Here is a 20,782-nt window from a genome sequence, read left to right on the forward strand (position 1 = left end):
CTGAAATTCGCCTAGCAGAGAAACAGATCGTTACCGTCAGCGATTCTGGCGAGTTGCTTTTGCGCGACTTTACTTCGACAATCCTCGTCACGATAAAAGGGCCGTTGCCACCTCCGTGCGCCGGATCGTCAAGGTTCGCCAAACGCGTCCTGCTGCATTCGCACCCCCTCTCGCCAAAGGCAATTGCAATTCGACAGGCGCCACTGTACCTGGTCGCGCATCGGTCGGCATCACGCGAAGGTGTGCCACCCTCCGCTGTCGCGACGAACGAAATACGCACACAACCAGGCGCGGAAAGCGCGCAGACGAACCAGCCGATTCCTTTATCCGACCCGCCCAAACCGCCCGACCCGCCGTTGCCATGCTCCCCATTGTGATCGCCGACGATTCGCTGCTCGCCCGCAAGTTGCTCACGAAGGCACTGCCGCCCGACTGGGCAGTCGACGTGTCCTACGCGACGAACGGGCACGAGGCGCTCACGCTGTATCGCGAGGGCAGGGCATCGGTGATGTTCCTCGACCTGACGATGCCGGACATGACCGGCTACCAGGTCCTCGAAGCGTTGCAGCACGAGGACCTCAACACCTTCGTGATCGTCGTTTCCGCCGACGTGCAGCCGCTCGCCCAGCAGCGCGTGCGCGAGCTCGGCGCGATCGCGTTCATCGCCAAGCCGGTGACGCCGGAGGCGGTCCTGCCCATCCTCAAGGAGTACGGCTTGTATGTCTGAGCCCGCCTTCACCGAAGACCAGCGCGACGCGCTACAGGAAATCGCGAATCTCGCGATGGGCCGGGCCGCGACGCGGCTAGCGGGCCTGCTCGATTCGTTCATCGAACTGTCGGTGCCGCGCGTGCGGATGGTCGCGGTGAGCGACGCGGCGCGCACGCTGCGCGAGATGACCCATATCGACGACACGGTCAGCGCGGTGCGTCAGGGCTTTCGCTCGGACATCAAGGGCGAGGTGCTGGTGATCTGTCGCAGCGACAGCATCGCGCAGCTGTGTTCGCTCGTCCGCGACCCGTACGCGCGTTCGAGCTACGAGGAGGTCGGCGAGCGCGAACTGATGCTCGACGTCGCGAACCTGCTGTCCGGCGCGTGCGTGTCGTCGATACTCGACCAGCTCGGCCGCACGCCGGTGTTTTCTGCGCCGGGCATGCTCGGCGACACGCTGACGCTCGACGAAGTGTTCCAGCCCGGCGTGCTGCAATGGCAGGTGGCGCTGCTCGTCGAAGTGAATTTCGCGCTCGAACATCAGAGTTTTCGCGCGCATCTGGTGATGCTGATGGCCGAAGAATCAATCCGTCACATGAACGAAGCGCTCGATGCGCTGCTGTCCAGTATATGAACGTCTCCGTGGAATCGTTGAGCGACCTCGTGGTCGAGCGGGTCGGTTTTGGCATCTTCGTGCTCGACCGTGAACTGAAGGTGCTGATGTGGAATCGCTTCATGCAGGACCATAGCGGCCTGTCGGCGGAGCAGGTGGTCGGCCACTCGATCTACCAGAACTTTCCGGAGCTGCCGCGCGTGTGGCTGTCGCGCAAGATCGAGAGCGTGTTTCAGCTCGGCAGCTTTGCGTTCAGCTCGTGGGAGCAGCGCCCGTATCTGTTCAAGTTCGATCACGACCGGCCGATCACCGGTGGGGTCGACTTCATGCAGCAGGACTGCACGTTCATGCCGCTGATGCGCGGTCGCGAGGTGGTGGCCGTGTGCGTGACGATCTCCGACGTGACGCACGTGAGCATCGTGCAGCGCGAACGCGAGGAGGCAGTTGCGAAGCTGCAGGAGTACGCGAATCGCGACGGACTGACCGGCATCGCGAACCGGCGCTTTTTCGAAACGCGGCTGCGCGACGAGTTCACGCGCTGGCAGCGCTACGGCGGCGAGATGTCGATGTTGCTGTTCGACCTCGATCACTTCAAGAAGATCAACGACCAGTTCGGTCATGGCGTCGGCGATACGGTGCTGCGTGTGATGGCGCAGCGTGTCGCCGGCGTGGTGCGCGCACAGGACACGTTCGGGCGCTTCGGCGGCGAAGAGTTCGCGCTGCTGCTGCCGTGCACGCCGCTCGACGACGCGATGCTGGTGGCGGAGAAGATCCGTCGCGTGATCGAGGAAACGCCGGTGGAGCTGATCGGCACCAGCGTGCCGGTCACGGCGAGCCTCGGCGGCGCGACGGCGCGCGCCGGCGTGCCCGCCTACGACGTGCTGATCAACGAGGCCGACGCGGCGCTCTATAGCGCAAAGCGTCAGGGCCGCAACTGCGCGGTCGCGTTCCGGCTCGCGGGAGCCTGATTCGCTAGCGGAGGCGGCGCGGTCGAGGCCGCCGCGCCGGCGGCCTTCCTTCCCGTCCCCCTATTGACCTGCGAAACTGCGGTCACCGGCAAAGATTGCTATACTTTTCGCCGTTTCCGGCCGCCCAGCCGGATTTTCGCGCGTGTCCGCGCGCGCGGGCCCACTGCCCTGCGGGTCGGCATAAAAACCTCTTTGAACGCCTTTCAGCGGGCGCCTCCAGCGGAGATCGTCTTGGCTGTTTCCAATCTTGTCGTGGACGATACTGAAACCGACGCCGCTGCCGCCACGTCCGGCAGCTCGTTTTATCTTGCGATGCGCATCTTGCCGGCGGCGCAGCGCGATGCGATGTACCAGGTCTACGCCTTCTGCCGCGCCGTCGACGACATCGCCGACAGCGACCGGCCGCGCGCCGAGCGCGCGGCCGGGCTCGAGCAATGGCGCGCCGAGATCGACGCTTGCTACGCCGGCCAGCCGCGCGCGTCGCTGCGCGCGCTGACGCGGCACATTCACACGTTTCATCTGCAACGCGAGGATTTTCACGCAATGATCGACGGCATGGCGATGGATGCCGCCGCCGACATCTGCGCGCCCGACGACGCCACGCTCGACCTCTATTGCGACCGGGTCGCGAGCGCGGCCGGCCGTCTGTCGGTGAGGATATTCGGGATGCGTGACGAGCCGGGCCGGCTGCTCGCGCACCATCTCGGCCGCGCGCTGCAACTCACCAACATCCTGCGCGATATCGACGAAGACGCCGTCATCAACCGCTGCTATCTACCGCGCGAGCTGCTCGCGCGCGAAGGCATCGCGGCCACGGACCCGCGGCAGATCGCTGACGATCCGACGCTGCCGCGCGTCTGCGCGACGCTCGCCGAGCGCGCGAAGCAGCACTTCGCCGAGTCCGACGCGATCATGGATCGCGAGCCGCGCGCTCAGGTGCGCGCGCCGCGCATCATGTCGGGCGTCTATCGCGTGCTGCTCGAGCGCGCGCTGGAGCGCGGCTTCGACGTTCCGCGCACGAAGGTCCGCAAGCCGAAGCTGCGCCTGCTGTGGATCGTCGCGCGTTACGCGCTTTTCTGAGCTGATGCCGAAGCTCGTCCACGTGGTCGGCGCGGGCGTGGCCGGGCTCGCCGCCGCCGTGCAACTGCAGCGGCGCGGCGCGCGGGTCGTGCTGCACGAAGCGCAGGATCACGCGGGCGGCCGCTGCCGTTCGTACTACGACGCGAAGCTTGGTGCGACGCTCGACAGCGGCAATCACATCGTGCTGTCGGCCAATGCCGCGACGCTCAACTACGTGCGCGCGATCGGCGCCGCCGACGAACTGGTCGGCCCCGCGCAGCCCGAGTATCCGTTCGTCGATCTGGCCACGCGTTCGCGCTGGAGCGTGCGTCTGTCGCCGGGGAGTTTGCCGTGGTGGATTTTCGATGCGCACGCGCGCGTGCCGAACACGGGCCCGACCGATTACCTGTCGCTCGTGCCGCTGCTGTTTGCGAAACCGGGCCGCAGCGTCGCGCAGACGATGCGCTGTCACGGTCCGCTGTGGGAACGGCTGCTGCGGCCGCTGCTGCATGTGCTGCTGAATCTGGAGCCGCGCGACGCCTCAGCCGAACTGACCGGCGCGCTCGTGCGCGAAACGCTGCTCGCGGGCGGGCTCGCGTGCCGGCCGCTGGTCGCGCGTAATGGTCTTGGCAGCGCGTTCGTCGATCCGGCGCTGCGTCTGCTGCAACATGGCGGCGCGACGATCCGGCTCGGTTCGCGTCTGCGCGACATCACGTTCGCGGCCGACCCGGCCCGTGTGCAGGCGCTGCATTTCGACGATGAGAGCATCGCGCTCGGCGCGAACGAGGCGGTGATTCTCGCGCTGCCGCCCGAAGCCGCGGTGGCTCTCGTGCCGGGCCTGCGCGCGCCGACGCGTTTCGCGGCCGCGCTCAACGTGCATTTCGCGGTCGAGCCGCCGTTCGGCCTGCCGCAGATCACCGCGCTGCTGAACGGAACGGCCGAATGGCTGTTTGCGTTCGACGACCGTCTGTCGGTGACGCTCAACGGCGCCGAGCGGCTCGTCGACACGCCGCATGACGTGCTGGCGGCGACCGTCTGGGCCGAGGTCGCGCAGGCGGTCGATCTGCCGGCCGCGCCGCTGCCGCGCTGGCAGGTGGTGATGGAACCGCGCGCGACGTTTGCCGCGCTGCCCGCGCAGGAGACATTGCGGGCGGGCACGCGCACTCGCTGGAACAATTTGGTGCTCGCGGGCGACTGGACGGCCACCGGCCTGCCCGCGATGCTCGAAGGCGCGGTCCGCTCCGGCCGGAAGGCCGCGGATACGCTGCTGAATCAACCGATGGAACGCAGATGAACGACTTATCTCACACCCAGCCGCTCGACGCGGCGCTGCCCGAAGCCGCCGATGCGGCGCCGGACCTGGCCGAAGCTGCCGTGGTTGCCAACGCGCCCGCCGTGGCGGACGCATTGGCAACCGCAACGCCGGCGCCCGTGCAGGGCGCGAACGCGCTCGACGCATCGATCACTCGCGCGACCGATGCGATCCTGGCCGCGCAGCAGCCGGACGGCCATTGGGTCTACGAACTCGAAGCCGACGCGACGATTCCGGCCGAATACGTGTTGCTGGTCCACTATCTCGGCGAAACGCCGAACCTCGAACTCGAACAGAAGATCGCGCGTTATCTGCGCCGCATCCAGTTGCCGAGCGGCGGCTGGCCGCTCTTCACCGACGGCGCGCTCGACATTAGCGCGAGCGTGAAGGCGTACTTCGCGCTGAAGATGATCGGCGACCCGGTCGATGCCGAGCACATGGTGCGCGCGCGCGACGCGATCCTCGCGCACGGCGGCGCGGAACACGCGAACGTGTTCACGCGAATCCTGCTCGCCCTCTTTGGCGTGGTGTCGTGGCGCGCGGTGCCGATGATGCCGGTCGAGATCATGCTGCTGCCGGTGTGGTTCCCGTTCCATCTGTCGAAGGTGTCGTACTGGGCGCGCACGGTGATCGTGCCGCTGCTGGTGCTCAACGCGAAGCGGCCGCTCGCGCGTAATCCGCGCAAGGTGCGCATCGACGAGCTGTTCCGCGGCGCGCCGGTGAACACCGGCATGAACGAGCGCGCACCGCATCAGCACGCGGGCTGGTTCGGCCTGTTCCGTTGTGTCGATTCGGTGCTGCGCGCGGTCGATGGCCTGTTGCCGAAGGCGACCCGCGAGCGCGCGATCCGCGCGGCGGTCGCGTTCGTCGACGAACGACTGAACGGCGAGGACGGCCTCGGCGCGATTTTCCCGGCGATGGCCAACTCGGTGATGATGTACGACGTGCTCGGCTATCCGGCCGATCATCCGCATCGCGCGATCGCTCGCAAATCTCTCGACAAGCTGCTCGTCATCAAGGACGACGAAGCGTATTGCCAGCCGTGTCTGTCGCCGGTGTGGGATACGTCGCTCGCCGCGCACGCTTTGCTCGAAACCGGCGAAGCGCGCGCCGAACAGGCGGCCGAACGCGGGCTCGCGTGGCTGCGTCCGCTGCAGATTCTCGACGTGCGCGGCGACTGGATTTCGCGCCGCCCCAACGTGCGGCCGGGCGGCTGGGCGTTCCAGTACAACAACGCGCATTTCCCGGATGTCGACGATACCGCGGTGGTCGCGATGGCGATGCACCGCTCGGCGGCGCTCACGCAATCCGATGTCGATCGCGAAGCAATTGCCCGCGCGCGCGAATGGGTGGTCGGCATGCAGAGCAGCGACGGCGGCTGGGGCGCGTTCGAGCCGGAAAACACGCAGTACTACCTGAACAACATTCCGTTCTCGGACCACGGCGCGCTGCTCGATCCGCCGACCGCGGACGTGTCGGGCCGCTGTCTGTCGATGTTCGCGCAGATCGGCGAGCTGCCGCAAAGCAGCGAGCCGGCGCGCCGCGCGTTCGACTACATGCTGCAGGAGCAGGAGTCGGACGGCAGCTGGTACGGCCGCTGGGGCCTGAACTACATCTACGGCACATGGACCGCGCTGTGCTCGCTGAACGCGGCCGGCATGCCACACGACGACCCGCGCATGCGGCGCGCGGTGCAATGGCTCGTGTCGATCCAGAACGACGACGGCGGTTGGGGCGAGGGCGGCGAGAGCTACAAGCTCGACTATCGCGGCTACGAGCGTGCGCCGAGCACCGCGTCGCAGACAGCCTGGGCGCTGCTCGGACTGATGGCGGCGGGGGAGGTCCATCACGAGGCGGTGGCGCGCGGTATTGACTATCTGCAGCGTGAGCAGCGCGAGCATGGGCTGTGGGACGAAACCCGGTTTACCGCGACCGGCTTTCCGCGCGTGTTCTATCTGCGCTACCACGGCTATCGCAAGTTCTTCCCGCTGTGGGCGCTCGCGCGCTTCCGTCATCTGAAGCGCAATGGGCTCACGCGCGTCACGGTCGGGATGTGACGGATGTCCGTGTCGATGACGCCGTCCGTGGGAACGGGCGATAGCGGCTTGCCGGTGATCGTCGTGACGGGCATGGCGTTCGAGGCGCGCATCGCGCGCGGCGACGGCAGCGAGCGCGTCGAAGTCGTGTACGCGGCGCGCGCCGATCTGCTCGAGCGCGCGCTGAACGCCGCGGTCGCTCGCGGCGCGGCGGGGATCGTCAGTTTCGGCACGGCGGGTGGGCTCGCGCCGGATCTGCAGCCGGGCGCGCTGATCGTCGCGGATGCCGTGCATGGGCCGTTCGGGCGGATCGACACGGATCGGCAATGGGCGGAGCGGATTGCCGCCGCCGTGACCAACGTCAGGACGGCCGAAGGGCTCGCGGGACGTCTGCGCCGTGGCGCAATGGCGGCGGTCGCCGCGCCGCTGATCACCGCCGAAGACAAACGCGCGCTGCACGAATCGACCGGCGCGCTCGCGGTGGATATGGAATCGCACATCGCTGGCGCGACCGCTGCCGCTCACGGTCTGCCGTTCGCCGTGTGTCGCGCGGTCGTCGATCCGGCCTGGCGCACGCTGCCGCCGGCCGCGACCGCTGGTTTGCGCGACGACGGCAGCACCGCCCTCGGGCCAATTCTGCGCGAATTGCTGCGGCAGCCGTCGCAACTCGGCGCGCTGCTGCGACTCGCCGGCGATGCGCGTGCCGCGCGGACTACGCTGGTCGAGGCGCGGGAGGCCTTGGGAAAGGGCGGCGCGCTACGGATCGCGGGCGTCAGCAGTTGAGCGACGGGGATGGCGGTTAGCCATCCCGACTGCGTCTGGGGCCGGCAGCAAGTCGCTAGCGTGGGCGTGACCTACCCCTGGAGCGGCGACTCGAGTCTTCGCCCAGGAGGTCCCTTAGGCGGTTGCGCAGCCGCTGGTTATCTGCGTAAAGCCCCGCAAATGCCAGTATGAACAGTAGCAGCGGAAACCACTGGCCGCTGTAGCGAATCAGCGCCCATGCGATCGCCGCACAGGCGATAGCGGCGAGCAGAAGCGCCACTTTATCGACGATCCAATTCATACCAATTCCGCTCGATGGAGCGCCAGACAGGCGTAGTGCCGGCGCGCTGGCCTGTTTGTCAGCACTTCCGGATGGCGATGGATGAATGCCAGCATGGTCTGTGGAACGACCAATCCGAGGCGATCAATTGCAGTGAGGCGGCGCGTTCGTTGATTCAATGGCTTTGGTGTCCCATGTTCCGAGTCGCACGTCTTCTGCCCGCATGCGTAGGGTCAGCGGCACCAGGTCCGCCTGCACGGCGGTCCCAGATATTGGTGTCAATCACGGCAGCCTGTCCTCGGGTAGCACCAGGCGGCCGAATGAATACCGGTTATTGCTCACAATGTTCACCGGTTAAAAAGAGAAAATTCTAGCCGATGAATGCCCGTTTTTATTTTGGGATAGCATCCTCCGTAATAAAAATGGTGAATCTAATTGTAAATTCTGGTCAAATTCCATATTAATAATTGACTCGCCCATCGAGTGGCGGCAATTATCAGGCTCCTCTTCTTAAGGAGCCTGATAAAAATGGCATGGGACAAAACCGGCGCGGTACGATACCTGCAAGCTAACGCTAGGCTATCGAGCCAGAGCCGATGCGCGGAGTACACCAGGCGTGCGATTGAAGCGGGAGGACTGCGGATTACGCATACGGCGTAGGCGAAAGATTACGGCTCGTCGCTCGTGGGAGCGGGGTTTCACGAGGTGGATGGCACTCCGCAGCGCGGCGACGTGGTAGTTATTCAGGCCATTACGGGTCATCCATACGGCCACATGGCGATATTTGACGGCCAGATATGGATATCGGATTTTCGACAATTGCATGGGTTTTATCCGGGTCAGGCCTATCGAACCATGAAACCTACATACAAAATATTCCGGCACGACTGACAATGAGTAAATTTCTTTTGCGCGTTTTTGCCTCACTGGCTCTTGCGTTGGTACTCGAGCCGGGTGTAACCACCGCAGCGACTCCGGATACACCAGAAGCCGCAGTGAAGGCGTTTTACACTTGGTATTTGCAGCAGGAGGGCGGCGTTTATCAACTGACGGATAGCCACATTTACAACTATGTGGCAAAACCGACGGTCGATAATCTGCGGGACGACTATCGCCACAAACGCTTGCCGGGCGGAGCGGACTACTTCACGCGGGTGCAAGACCTCGATCCGCAAATATGGCTCACAACGATGACTTTGCATCCGGCAATCGCGCTCGGCGGGACGGCGGTAATTCCAGTCACGTTCGGGTTAACGGAAAAACAGAATCTCGTCGTGTTCGTCGCAAAGGAAAACGGGCATTGGCGGATAACAAAGGTAGAGGACACAACCGGCTATCAGGGATTCCACCAGTATGACCCGATGGATTAGGGAATACGTTCCCAACCTGCCCGCCCGCTGTCGAGCGGGCTTTTTTCCGTCGGCGCTGCATGGCCGCACGAGTATCCGTTCCGCGGACGAGCAGTTCGCTCACTATCGCGCGAACTCCAAGCCGGTACCGCAAACGGCACCCGTCAGGGCCGTCGAGGAAGGGTGACGTCTGGCTGTACTTCAGCGTGGGGCGCCCATCCAGGGCGCCCCGCTGTGCCTTGTAGCGCTGGACTGAAGCGCCAGGGCACGGCGGCCGGCCCGGCGGCCGGTTCCCAGATCCCCTGGAGCGCTATTGCGGGGCCGACGCCGGCTCAGCAGGCACGGCTGGCGTAGCGCCCGCGCCACTGTCACCCGGATCGGTGTAGTTCGGCAGATCCCCGCCGGGCGCGTTGGTCGCTCCACCGGAAGCCCCATTGGGCGCCGGCGAGGACTCACCCGGATCGTTGTAATTCGGCAGCGCGCCGGGCGCGCCCTTGGCCGCGCCGCCCGCTCCCGAAGCGCCATTGGGCGTCTCGCCCACATCGCCCGGATCGGAGTAATTCGGCAGGCCGCCCGCCGGCGCGCCTGCCGCAGGGGCAGCAGCCGGGCTCGTATTGCCGTTATCGTCGTAGTTCGGCAGCGGCGGAGGGTTATTGCTCGTGCCGCGCAGACGCGCGAGGCGCTGCTGCACATAGGCATCACGCACGAACGAGTACTTGTCGAGCGCAGCCTGCTCCAGAAGGCTGGTCGCGCCGAGCAGATCCGCACGTGTGCTCACGAACTGCAGCACGTACAGCGGATTGCGGGTCGCGGGTTCGATATAGTTCAGCGGATTGAACTTCACATCGACGACGAGCCCCATGCTGTCGCGCACCGTGCTCGGCCCGAACAGCGGCAGCACCAGATACGGACCCGACGGAATGCCCCAATGCCCGAGCGTCAGACCGAAGTCCTGATGATGCTTGGGCAGACCCGCCGGCGTCGCCCAGTCGAGCAGGCCGCCAATCCCAAACACCGAGTTGAACGCGAAGCGCATGATGTCTTCGGTCGCATCGGTGATCTTCAGTTGCAGCAGCGCGTTTGCGGCGTTGGTGAGGTCGCCGAGGTTCGAGAAGAAATTGCTGACGGCGGTGCGCAGCGGCTGCGGCGTCACTTTCTGGTAGCCCTTCGCGACCGGCACCGCGATATAGCGATCGACGCCGTCATTGAAATTGAAGATCACCCGGTTCACCGGCTCGAACGGATCGCCCGGCTTGCGATCCGGAGCGGTCGCGCAGCCGGAAATGAGACCCGCGGCGGTGAGCGCCAGCGCGGTGTTACGCAGCTTCATGCTTATATTCCTTTTTGCTTCCCGCGACGTTGACGCGGCTTGCCCATCAGCACCGGCTGGAAAACCACCGCTCCGATCAGCGTGCAGAACAGCGAAAGCACGAGCAGCCTCCCCATGCTGGACGTGCCCGGATGGTGCGACAGCCACAGGCTACCAAACGCGGTGGCCGTTGTGGCGGCGCTGAACAGCACCGCATGCGTGAGGCTCGACTGCAACAGGCCGGTCTGGCCGTGGCGCCACGCCATCACGAAGTAGATCTTGAACGCGACGCCGACGCCGAGCATCAGCGGCAGCGCGATGATGTTCGCGAAGTTCAGCGGCATGCCGAATACCACGCACAGTTCGAGCGTGACGATCGCGGACACCAGCAGCGGCACCAGCGTGCGCAGCACGTCGCCGACACGGCGCAGCGCGATCCACAGCAGCACGGCGATCGACAGCAGCGCATAGACGGCCGCCTCCAGGAACGCCTTGATGATCGTGTTGGCCGAATGCAGGATCGAGATCGGTCCGCCGATCGCGCCCGGCTCCGCCTTCTTCACCGCATGCGCGAAGCGCGCGAGCATCTGGTCGTCGTTTGGATCGACGCCGGGCGGCACCTTCGGCGCGATATCGACGAGCGCATGACCGCCCTTGCCGATCCACATCGCGATGATGCCTGGCGGCAGGGTCTGCTGGGTTATTTCGGTCGGCTGCAGAAGGTTCTCAAGCTGCTTCAAGGCGATGCGCAGCGTGTCGGACATCGCGACTTCGGCGCGGTCGCGCGTGGCGGCGTCGGCGGCGGCGAGCTTTTGCAAGGTCGCGGACAGGTGCTGCGCATCCGCCGCGCCCGGGCCCGGATGGTCCTCGGCCGCGAGCGACAACTGATTCGCCGCGCGCTTCAATGCGGCGACGCGCAACTCGTCGGTGGCTTGCGGCGCGGGCTGCTGTTGCAGCGCCGGCAGCAGCTGTTGCGCGGCGCTCGCGATCAGCATCATCTTCTGCTGCTGGTCGGCCGGCACGAAGGTGCTCAGCGTGTTGACGCGGCCCACTTCCGGCAGCTTGCGCAGTCGCTCGGCCATCGCGTCGGCGTCGGCAAGCGACGGCGCCAGCGCCTGCACGTTGTTCACCGCGGCTTCGGGCGAATCCTTCAGCGACAGCAACGTTGCCATCGACTCGGTATGCGGGTCCTTCAGATGCAGCGGATTGAAGTCGAAACGCAGGTGCGTGAGCAGCGGTGTCGCGCCGATCACGACGAGCAGCGTGCCGATCAACACCGGCTTGCGATGGCGGTCGAGGAAGTCGTCGACGGGCTCGAGCTGCTTGAAACCGGGCGAGGCGACTTCGCCCGGCGGATTGAAGAGCTTCAGCAGCGCTGGCAGCAAGGTCATGTTGGTGAAGTACGCGACGAACATGCCGACGCCCGCGATCTGGCCAAGCTCCGACACGCCGCGATAAGCGGTCGGCAGGAACGAGAAGAAGCTCAGCGCGACTGCCACGGCCGCGAGCGTGAGCGGCACGCCGATGCTGTGCGCGGTGTGCATCAGCGCGGCCGACAGCCGGTCGTCGCGGTTGCGCTCCTCGCGATACTTGACGCCGAACTGCACGCCGAAATCGACGCCGAGCCCGACGAACAGCACCATGAACGCGACCGAAATCATGTTGAGCGCGCCGACCATCAACAGGCCGAGCGCGGCCGTGATCGCGAGGCCGACGAACAGCGTGATGAACACGGCCGCGATCATGCGGCCCGAGCGCAGCGCGAGCCACAGAATGATCAGGACGACGATGAAAGTGCCGATGCCGTTCAGCACCGCACCGTCCTGCACTGACGCGAACTCCTCGTCGGCGAGTGGCTGCTCGCCGGTCAGGCGGATCGTCGCACCGTAGCGCTGCTGGAGATGCAGCGAGACCGCGGTTGCGCGAATCGCCCTCGACGCGCTCGCGCCCGGCTCCAGCGCGTCGTAGTTGACGACCGGATGCACGACGACAAACGAACGCGCCGGATTGGTGGCGGCGCTTTTATCGACGAGAGCGCGCCACGAGAACGCGGCGGGCTGGCCGGCCAGCACGCGATCGAGCGTGTTCGCGCTTTGCGCAAGCAGCCGGCTCATGTCAGGGAGTTTGACCTGGCCGAGTTGCAGCGGCAGCAGCAGGGTCGTAGTCAGCGTGCCGGCGAGACCGGTCAGGCTCGGATCATGCGCAAGTTGATTGACGAGCGGGCGCGACTGCACGAGTTGCGAGGTGGTGGACATCACCTCGTCGGTGGACAGAAACAGCAGGCCGTTGTGTTCGAAGAACGGGCCGCCGGCGGGCTGCGAGACCGACGTGAACTCCTTCGGATCGGCTCTGAGCGCGGCGGTCAGCGCGTTGGCGGCGGCGTCGGCGAATTCGGGCGCGCGCGCCTCGACCACCACCAGCACGGTGTCGCCACGGTCGGGGAAGGCGGCGTCGAGCGCGTTCTGGACTGCCGCCCATTGCTTGTCGGTCTCGATGAGACGGCTGATGTCCGTGTTGATCTTGAAGTTATGCGCGACGTATATGCCGCTCAGGACAGCGAGCACGATCGACACCGCGATGATCCTCAGCGGATGACGCACCGAATACGCGACGAGACGGACGATAGATGACTTCAGCATGTAGGCGGACGTGGCCTTATCACGGGTGTTGTTTTTGACGAAGGTGCATAAGTATACAGAGCCCGGGCAAGCAAGCCCGACTTCGGTAGCAAGTACGGCTCCTGACGGCTTCGTCCGGATGGGAACGTAATCCCCGCTATACTGGTGTACCCCTCTTTAGCCGCGGGGCTGCGGCCCGTCGGCGCTACTTCTTTCGAGTCATGACAAGCGTATGAAACGATATCTGACTGCTTTTGTGGCTGCGGCCGTGGTATCCACGGCGGCGTTTGCGCAGAGCGCACCCGACGCGGTGGTAAAAAGTGCAGTCCAGGGCACGGTGGCTGCAATGAAGGCTGACCCGCAGGCGCGCGGCGGCGACATGGCGCAGATCACCCAGGTCGTCCAGACGCACTTCCTGCCCGCCACCGACTTTCAGCGCACCACACGTATCGCGGTAGGCAAGCCGTGGGCGACCGCGACGCCGGAGCAGCAGAAGCAACTGTACGAGCAGTTTACGCTGCTGCTCACGCGTACCTATGCCGCATCGCTGTCGCAACTGCGCGACCAGGACGTGAAGTTCCAGTTTGCGCCGGTCAGCGTGCAAGGCGGCGCGACCGACATCGTCGTGCAATCGCACGTGATCAGCAACGGCGGCGATGACGCGATCGACTACCGGCTCACCAAGGGGCCGTCGGGCTGGAAGATTTATGACATCAACATGATGGGCGCGTGGCTGATCCAGGTGTATCAGACGCAGTTCGCCGACCAGATTGCCAAAGGCGGCATCGACGGGCTGATCAAATTCCTGACCGCGCATAATGCGCGCGGCGCGTAAGCGGGTCGGTCGACAGAAGTTTCAATCGGTAAAAGCAAAGCGCGGTGGCCTTGATTGGCCACCGCGCTTTTTTTCGAGTTGCTTGCGCTAACGATCAGGCGCAATACAGGGGCGGCGCGCGGCCGCTCTCCTGTCGAACGCCTCAGTGCGCGGCCGTCGCGGTCTCCACCTTCTTGCCCTTGCCGGCGCGCGTGATTTCTTCGAGCTTGATCTCGACGTGACGCGAGAACACGTACTCGGCGGGACGCTGCTTGTCGAGCGGAATGTCCTGCGCGAACGCGCCCGTGGTTTTCGGGCCGCGCATGCTGACCTTCAGCGCCTTCAGCGGATGCGCAACCGTGTCCATCACGGCCGTCGCTTCGAAACCGCAGTGGACCATGCAGTCCGCGCACTTCTCGTAGTTGCCGGTGCCGTACTTGTCCCAGTCCGTGGTTTCCATCAGTTCCTTGAAGGTCTTCACGTAGCCTTCGCCGACCAGATAGCACGGTTTTTGCCAGCCGAACACGGTACGCGCCGGGTTGCCCCACGGCGTGCATTCGTAGGTCTGGTTGCCCGCGAGGAAGTCGAGGAACATCGCCGACTGGCTGAACGACCAGTTCTTGCCGTTGTTGCCGCGCTTGAAGATTTCGCGGAACAGCTGCTTGGTCTTGTCGCGGTTCAGGAAGTGCTGCTGATCCGGCGCGCGCTCATACGCATAACCCGGCGATACCGTGATGCCGTCGACGCCCATCGGGCCCAACGTGTCGAAGAACTTCGCCACGCGTTCCGGCTGCGCGTCGTTGAACAGCGTGCAGTTGATGTTGACGCGGAAGCCGCGGCGCTTCGCTTCGCGGATCGCGGCCACGGCCTTCTCGTACACGCCTTCCTGCGACACCGAGTGATCGTGCGCTTCCTTGTCGCCGTCAAGATGAACCGACCACACGAAGTACGGATTCGGCTCGTAGTCGTCCATCTTCTTTTCCATCAGCAGCGCGTTCGTGCACAGGTACACGAACTTCTTGCGCGCCATGATGCCCTTGACGATCTGCGGCATTTCCTTGTGCAGCAGCGGCTCGCCACCCGCGATCGACACGACCGGCGCACCGCATTCGTCGACGGCCTGCAGGCATTCTTCCAGCGACAGACGCTGGTTCAGAATCGGATCCGGATAGTCGATCTTGCCGCAGCCATTGCAGGCGAGATTGCAGCGAAACAGCGGCTCCAGCATCAGGGCGAGCGGATAGCGTTTGTTGCCGGAGAGATGCTGGCGCATGATGTATGCGCCGACGCGGACTTTCTGTAGCAGCGGAATAGACAAGGCGTCCTCCTTAAACTTCGCGTGCAGCGAGTGGTTGCATCAGTTTCGATGGCAACTTGAATTCGACTTTTTCTTCACGGCCCGCCATCGTCGTGACATCGACGGGCCCCAATGCGCGTAGCGCATCGATTACGTTTTCGACCATTTCTTCGGGCGCCGACGCGCCGGCCGTGATGCCGACCGTGTGCACGTTGGCGAACCATTCCGGCTTCACTTCAGAGCCGTCGGCGACGAGGTAGCTCGCCACGCCGCTCTCGCTGCCGATTTCGCGCAGCCGGTTCGAGTTCGAGCTGTTGGTCGCGCCGACCACCAGCAGTACATCGACCTCTTTGCTCAATTCGCGCACCGCCGCCTGGCGGTTCTGCGTTGCATAGCAGATGTCGCGCGTGTCGGGACCCACCATGTCGGTAAAGCGGCGCAGCAGCGCGTCGATGATGCCGCGCGTGTCGTCGACCGACAGCGTGGTTTGCGTCACGTAGGCGAGCGGCGCATCGACCGGCAACTCGAGTTTCGCGACTTCTGCCTCGCTCTGCACGAGCAGCACCGTGCCGGGGATCTGGCCGATCGTGCCTTCCACTTCGGGATGGCCGGCGTGGCCGATCAGGATCAGCGTGCGGCCGGCGGCCACGTACTGACGACCTTGTACGTGCACCTTGGTCACGAGCGGGCAGGTTGCGTCGAGCACGTCGAGGCCGCGCGCTTCGGCATCACGTTCGACGGTTTGCGCAACACCATGCGCGCTGAATATCGCGACGGCACCTTGCGGCACTTCATCGAGTTCCTCGACGAAACGCGCGCCTTTCTGGCGCAGATTGTCGACCACGTGACGGTTATGGACAATCTCGTGCCGGACATACACGGGCGCGCCGTGTTGCTGTAACGCACGATCGACGATTTCGATTGCGCGGACAACGCCCGCACAAAAGCCGCGGGGCTGAGCAAGGATGACTCGCATAAGTTGGCGAACTCCGACTAACGCGGGTTTCGAAGAAGTCGTGAAACTGACTTTATCGCCGCGCCCATCTTGATTAGTTGACGTCTTGAGCCCCGGCGACCGGCCGGTACAGCAAAACCAAACGCGCATTCTAACGCTATCGGGGCCACTTTGCTTTTTGCTGCGGCCCGTGTGTTGGCCGCTTGCCGCACCCGCTGGGCCGTGCGGAGGACCGGGGCGGCGAGCGTTACAAAGATGTAAGGAGTCAGCGCGGGATTGCCTCTTAACGCGCCCGACCATGACCGCACACTGCACCGTCACGGCGGAACCCTTAAACTACCGATCCTTGCCGCGCGGACATCGCGCCGTATTACAGAATGGTTTCGAGGCTCGCTGGATGGACGTCGATCAGCACGAAAACTTTCCGATCGCGAGCGTGTTGCTGCCTAAGGCCCTACGCGCGCCTGTCGGTATTATCTATCAGGTCGTGCGCACTGCGGCCGATATCTCCGCCGAAGGCCAGTGGAGCGCCGCCGAGCGGCATGCCCGGCTGGCCGATTTCCGCGCCGGGCTTGACGCGATCGCGCAACGGCGCGCCGCGCCCGTGCATGCGCTGTTGTTCGGCAAGCTCGCTGGCGTGGTCGCGCAATACGAGCTGCCGCTCGAACCGTTCTACGATCTGCTCGAGGGCTGCGCGCAGGGCATCGATACGAATCGCTATGCGGATCGCGCCGCGCTCGTTGACTATTGCCGCCGCTCGGCGCATCCGGTCGGGCATCTGCTACTGCATCTGGTTGGCGCGGCGACGCCGCACAATCTTGCCGATGCCGACGCGATCTGCACGGCGTCGCAACTGATCAGCTTCTGGCTCGACGTCGCCGCCGACTGGCAACGACAGCACGTGTACCTGCCGCAAGCCGATTTGCGCCGCTTCGGCGTGACCGAGGCGCAGATTGCCGATGGTGTCGTCGACGATGCGTGGCGCGCGCTGATGGCGTATGAAATCGCGTTCGTGCGCGCCACGCTGGTCCGCGGCGCACCGCTCGCGCTGCGCATGCCGGGGCGGCTCGGCATCGAGCTGTGCGGCGCGGTGCATGCAGGCTTTCGGTTTCTCGAGCGCATCGAGCGCGCGGATTACGATGTGTTCCGCGCGCGCCCGGTCCTCAATCTGTTCGACTGGTGCGTGGTGGCGGCGCGCACCCTGAAAATGCGACTATCCAGACGCGTCGGCATGGCGGCGCGCTCAATCGAGGGTAATGCTTAATGGCGGCGGTCCTGTTCGTTCTTTCGTGTGTTTCCCTGCTGATCTGGTGCGTGCTGCTGTTCGCGCGTGGCGGCTTCTGGCGCGCGCGCCCCGCCGCGCCGCTGGCCATCGCGGCGCGCGACGCATGGCCGGCCGTCGCGGCCGTCGTACCGGCGCGCAATGAAGTCGACGTGATCGCCGAGGCGGTCACGTCGCTGCTCGAGCAGGACTACGCAGGCGCGTTCCACGTGATCGTCGTCGACGATCACAGCACCGACGGCACCGCCGACGCCGCGCGTGCCGCAGCGCTGCGGCTGCAATGTCCGGAGCGCCTCACCGTGCTGAGCGCGAAGCCGTTGCCCCCGGGCTGGTCCGGCAAGGTGTGGGCGCAGTCGCAGGGCATCGAGGCGGTGCGCACGCTCGATCTGCCGGCCGAATTCCTGTTGCTGACCGATGCCGACATCGGCCACCCCGCCGAGGCGTTGACGCAGCTCGTCGCGCGCGCGGATGCCGAAAAGCGCGACCTCGTCTCGCTGATGGTCCGGCTGCGCTGCGATTCGTTCTGGGAAAAGGCGCTGATTCCGGCCTTCGTGTTCTTCTTCGCGAAGCTGTATCCGTTCGCGTGGGTCAACAATCCACGCAACCGCACCGCGGCCGCGGCGGGCGGCTGCATGCTGGTGCGCCGCGCGGCGCTCGAGGAAGCGGGCGGCATCGAGTCGATTCGCGCCGAGCTGATCGACGATTGCAGCCTTGCCGCGCGCATCAAGCATCGTGGCACCGGCCGTCATCCGATCCGGCTCGATCTGGCGGCGAAGAGCGTGTCGCTGCGTCCCTACGATAGCTGGCGCGACATCTGGAACATGATCGCGCGCACCGCGTTCACGCAGCTGCGCTACTCGCCGCTGCTGCTCGCGGGCACGCTCGTCGGCATGGCGATCATCTATCTGTTGCCGCCGGTCGCGGCGTTGATCCTCGGGCCGCTCGGCTGGCCGGCCTGGATCGCGTGGGCGGCAATGTGCTGCGCCTATGCGCCGATGCTCGTCTACTACCGGCGCTCACCGCTGTGGGCGCCGTTTCTGCCGCTCGTGGCGCTGTTCTATGTCGGCGCAACGTTCGCATCGGCGGTGCGCTACTGGCGTGGCAAGGGTGGGCAGTGGAAGGCGCGCGTGCAGGCACCAGTGCAGGAGCGCTGAAGTCTGTCGATGGCCGATGCGCTCGTCGGATGCAGAAGGCAGACGTAAAAAAAGCGGCTCCAGGCCGCTTTTTCTACGTAGTGCGTTTCATCACGCGTTCGTCAGCATCATGTACATCTGGATCACGATGTCCGGCGAGAACGTGAACGGCACCCAGCCGTGGCCGGTGTGGCGCATCACGAGCAAGCGGTCGCCGTTCGACTGCTTTTGCACGGCCATCATCGGATTCTTCGTCGAGACAAATTGCCAGCCCGGCGGGATGCCTTGCGGCTGCTCCGGCGTCATCGAGGCCCGTGCGTTCGACAGTTCCTCGATCAGCCGGCCGATCTGATCCGGGCGTAGCGCGACGGTCTGGTCGCCGATCGTCATCGTGATTTCGTCGCGCGCGGGGCGGTTGATTTCGAGCGTCGGCTGGAACTGCGGGGCGGCCGGCTTATCGATCGCTTCGGCGTGCGTTTCTGCGTTTGCTTCGGTGCTCGCGGGCTGTTCCGCTGCTGCTTGCGCCGCTGCTTCGTGCGCGGCATGCTCCACCGCCGCGGGCGATGCCGCAGCGTCAGCGCTTGTCTCGGGAGTGTTCTCGGCCTGCGTGGCCACGACAGCCTGAATGAGCTGGTCGACGCCCATTTCCAGCGCGCCGAGCTGTTCGTGAAGATTCATGCGAGGTTTCTCAGGTAGGACCCGCGATTTTACCCGCTGCGAGCGGGCTTGGACCCGTCGCCGGCGCGGGACTTGTAACAAAATGCTTACGGCCGCTGTTCAGCCCTTCACTTAACCGTTCACTTATCCCTTGATCACCGCTTCAGATACCCCGCCTGCCGGAACCATTCGAGCGCATCGGCGAGCCCCTCGCGATAAGGCCGCGCCCGATACCCCAGCTCGCGTTCCGCCTTCGCCGACGTGAAATACATCTTGTTCTTCGACATCTTCAGTCCGTCGACGGTGACGAAAGGTTCGCGCTTCGTGAATTTGGCGACCGCTTCCGCGCCCATCGCGAGCGGATACAACGGCCAGCGCGGCAGGCTCAGTGTCGGTGCCTTGCGGCCGGTCAATGCCGCGATATCGGCGAGCATCTGCTGCAACGGCAGATTTTCGCCGCCCAGAATATAGCGCTCGCCGATCTTGCCGCGTTCGAGCGCAAGGAAATGACCGGCGGCGACGTCGTCGACGTGCACGAGGTTCAGCCCCGTATCGACGAATGCGGGAATCTTGCCGAGCGCCGCCTCCAGAATGATGCGCCCGGTGGGCGTCGGTTTCACGTCGCGCGGGCCGATCGGCGTCGATGGATTGACGATCACCGCGGGCAGACCGTCCTCGGCGATCATGCGCTCGACCGCGCGCTCGGCGAGCACCTTGCTGCGCTTGTAGACGCCGATCGCCTGGTCGGCGCGAAGCGGCGAGGTTTCGTCGGCGGACTGGCCGGAGCTCGTCACCTTCAGCGTGGCGACGCTGCTCGTATATACGATGCGTTCCACGCCTTCCTTCAACGCCGCGCGCATCGTCGCCTCGGTGCCTTCGAGATTCGCGCGCTCGATCTCGCCGGGGTCCGGCGCCCACAGCCGATAATCGGCGGCCACGTGCAGCAGATAGCGCACGCCGCGCAGCGCGTTGCGCATCGATGCTTCGTCGCGCATGTCGCCGACGACGATTTCCGCGTCGAGCGATTCGACGTTCTTGCGCGGACTCGTCGCGCGCACCAGCACGCGTACGCGAAAGCCCTTGCTCTGCGCGATGCGCGCCACCGACGAGCCGACGAAGCCGGACGCGCCGGTCACGAGCACGAGATCGCGATTCTGTTCGGTCATTCTGTTTCCATTTCCGGCGTAACGGTCGACGGATTGTACGTGGCGCGCGCAAAGGATGGGCGTTGCCGAGCGCGCTCGCCGCGACGCGACTAGAATGCCGGCTTGAAAGACTGTCTGGCATGAAAAGGAGGTAGCGGCATGGTCCCGGATCTGGACGAGCGGATCGAAACGTATTACGCGCGGGTGCGCGGCACCGTGCAGGGCGTTGGCTTTCGCCTTGCGACGGTGCGCCAGGCGCACGCACTCGGCATCAAGGGATGGGTCGCGAATCTCGACGACGGTTCGGTCGAGGCGATGTTGCAGGGACCGGCCAATCAGATCGACCGGATGTTGTCGTGGCTGCGTCACGGACCGCCGGCGGCGCGCGTGACCGAAGTGAGCGGCGAGGAGCGCGTGACGGACAGGCGTTACGAGCGCTTCGAGCAGCATTGAGCTCGAGCTGCGCGAGTTAAAAAAGCGGCGC

18 protein-coding genes are annotated in these 20,782 nt (G+C 65.1%); 12 read left to right on the forward strand and 6 right to left on the reverse strand.

The window, feature by feature from the left end; all coding sequences use genetic code 11:
• The first annotated feature begins 361 nt into the window (after positions 1–361).
• The 8 genes from HDG34_RS03405 to HDG34_RS03440 all read left to right on the forward strand — a co-directional run bounded on the left by HDG34_RS03405 (position 362) and on the right by HDG34_RS03440 (position 9,109).
• Entirely contained in the window at positions 362–727 is a 366-nt protein-coding gene (locus tag HDG34_RS03405) for a response regulator (protein ID WP_184057706.1), read from the forward strand.
• Positions 720–1,343, forward strand: a complete 624-nt coding sequence (locus HDG34_RS03410; RefSeq protein ID WP_184031036.1) for a chemotaxis protein CheC — start codon at positions 720–722, stop codon at positions 1,341–1,343. Before HDG34_RS03405 ends, HDG34_RS03410 begins: the two co-directional genes overlap by 8 nt.
• Positions 1,340–2,290 carry a diguanylate cyclase gene (locus tag HDG34_RS03415; RefSeq protein WP_184057708.1) on the forward strand — a complete coding sequence of 317 codons (951 nt, stop codon included), beginning with the start codon at positions 1,340–1,342 and terminating at the stop codon, positions 2,288–2,290. Before HDG34_RS03410 ends, HDG34_RS03415 begins: the two co-directional genes overlap by 4 nt.
• A 231-nt stretch (positions 2,291–2,521) precedes the next feature.
• Positions 2,522–3,370 carry a presqualene diphosphate synthase HpnD gene (hpnD, locus tag HDG34_RS03420; protein WP_184057710.1) on the forward strand — a complete coding sequence of 283 codons (849 nt, stop codon included), beginning with the start codon at positions 2,522–2,524 and terminating at the stop codon, positions 3,368–3,370.
• Positions 3,371–3,374: 4 nt separating this feature from the next.
• Positions 3,375–4,643, forward strand: coding sequence for a hydroxysqualene dehydroxylase HpnE (hpnE, locus tag HDG34_RS03425; protein ID WP_184057712.1), 1,269 nt, complete (start codon positions 3,375–3,377; stop codon positions 4,641–4,643).
• Positions 4,640–6,718 (forward strand): squalene--hopene cyclase, encoded by a 2,079-nt coding sequence (shc, locus tag HDG34_RS03430; RefSeq protein ID WP_184057714.1) that lies wholly within the window; start codon positions 4,640–4,642, stop codon positions 6,716–6,718. Before hpnE ends, shc begins: the two co-directional genes overlap by 4 nt.
• A gap of 3 nt (positions 6,719–6,721) precedes the next feature.
• Entirely contained in the window at positions 6,722–7,480 is a 759-nt protein-coding gene (locus HDG34_RS03435) for a phosphorylase (RefSeq protein ID WP_184057716.1), read from the forward strand.
• 1,152 nt (positions 7,481–8,632) lie between these two features.
• The gene (locus tag HDG34_RS03440; protein ID WP_184057719.1) at positions 8,633–9,109 is read left to right on the forward strand and encodes a DUF3828 domain-containing protein; all 477 of its coding nucleotides are present in this window, start codon (positions 8,633–8,635) and stop codon (positions 9,107–9,109) included.
• A 289-nt stretch (positions 9,110–9,398) separates the two neighbouring features.
• Here the strand turns inward: HDG34_RS03440 and HDG34_RS03445 are convergent, their stop codons facing one another.
• Positions 9,399–10,418 (reverse strand): VacJ family lipoprotein, encoded by a 1,020-nt coding sequence (locus HDG34_RS03445; RefSeq protein ID WP_184057721.1) that lies wholly within the window; start codon positions 10,416–10,418, stop codon positions 9,399–9,401.
• Between the two features lie 2 nt (positions 10,419–10,420).
• Entirely contained in the window at positions 10,421–13,036 is a 2,616-nt protein-coding gene (locus tag HDG34_RS03450; RefSeq protein WP_184057723.1) for an MMPL family transporter, read from the reverse strand.
• A gap of 211 nt (positions 13,037–13,247) precedes the next feature.
• Between HDG34_RS03450 and HDG34_RS03455 the strand changes: the two genes are divergently transcribed.
• Positions 13,248–13,850, forward strand: coding sequence for a phospholipid-binding protein MlaC (locus HDG34_RS03455; RefSeq protein WP_184057725.1), 603 nt, complete (start codon positions 13,248–13,250; stop codon positions 13,848–13,850).
• Positions 13,851–13,992: 142 nt separating this feature from the next.
• Here HDG34_RS03455 and hpnH read toward each other — a convergent pair whose 3' ends face one another.
• Both hpnH and ispH read right to left on the reverse strand, forming a co-directional pair.
• Complete coding sequence (gene hpnH / locus HDG34_RS03460) at positions 13,993–15,147, reverse strand: adenosyl-hopene transferase HpnH (RefSeq protein ID WP_018423996.1); 1,155 nt, start codon at positions 15,145–15,147, stop codon at positions 13,993–13,995.
• Positions 15,148–15,157: 10 nt separating this feature from the next.
• Complete coding sequence (gene ispH / locus HDG34_RS03465; RefSeq protein ID WP_090808097.1) at positions 15,158–16,102, reverse strand: 4-hydroxy-3-methylbut-2-enyl diphosphate reductase; 945 nt, start codon at positions 16,100–16,102, stop codon at positions 15,158–15,160.
• A 376-nt stretch (positions 16,103–16,478) separates the two neighbouring features.
• Here ispH and hpnC point away from each other — a divergent pair, with 376 nt between their 5' ends.
• On the forward strand, positions 16,479–17,345 hold the full coding sequence (gene hpnC / locus HDG34_RS03470; protein ID WP_184057727.1) for a squalene synthase HpnC: 867 nt from the start codon (positions 16,479–16,481) through the stop codon (positions 17,343–17,345).
• Complete coding sequence (locus HDG34_RS03475) at positions 17,345–18,517, forward strand: glycosyltransferase (RefSeq protein ID WP_184057729.1); 1,173 nt, start codon at positions 17,345–17,347, stop codon at positions 18,515–18,517. The genes hpnC and HDG34_RS03475 overlap by 1 nt, the downstream gene beginning before the upstream one ends.
• Before the next feature lie 90 nt (positions 18,518–18,607).
• Here the strand turns inward: HDG34_RS03475 and HDG34_RS03480 are convergent, their stop codons facing one another.
• Together HDG34_RS03480 and hpnA are read right to left on the reverse strand one after the other, a co-directional pair.
• Entirely contained in the window at positions 18,608–19,174 is a 567-nt protein-coding gene (locus HDG34_RS03480; protein ID WP_184057731.1) for a hypothetical protein, read from the reverse strand.
• Between the two features lie 134 nt (positions 19,175–19,308).
• Positions 19,309–20,319, reverse strand: a complete 1,011-nt coding sequence (gene hpnA / locus HDG34_RS03485) for a hopanoid-associated sugar epimerase (protein ID WP_184057734.1) — start codon at positions 20,317–20,319, stop codon at positions 19,309–19,311.
• 138 nt (positions 20,320–20,457) lie between these two features.
• Here hpnA and HDG34_RS03490 point away from each other — a divergent pair, with 138 nt between their 5' ends.
• Positions 20,458–20,751, forward strand: coding sequence for an acylphosphatase (locus HDG34_RS03490; protein WP_184057736.1), 294 nt, complete (start codon positions 20,458–20,460; stop codon positions 20,749–20,751).
• Positions 20,752–20,782: the final 31 nt, after the last annotated feature.

Origin of the sequence: Paraburkholderia sp. HC6.4b (assembly GCF_014200875.1) — a bacterium.
Lineage (GTDB): Bacteria > Pseudomonadota > Gammaproteobacteria > Burkholderiales > Burkholderiaceae > Paraburkholderia > Paraburkholderia tuberum.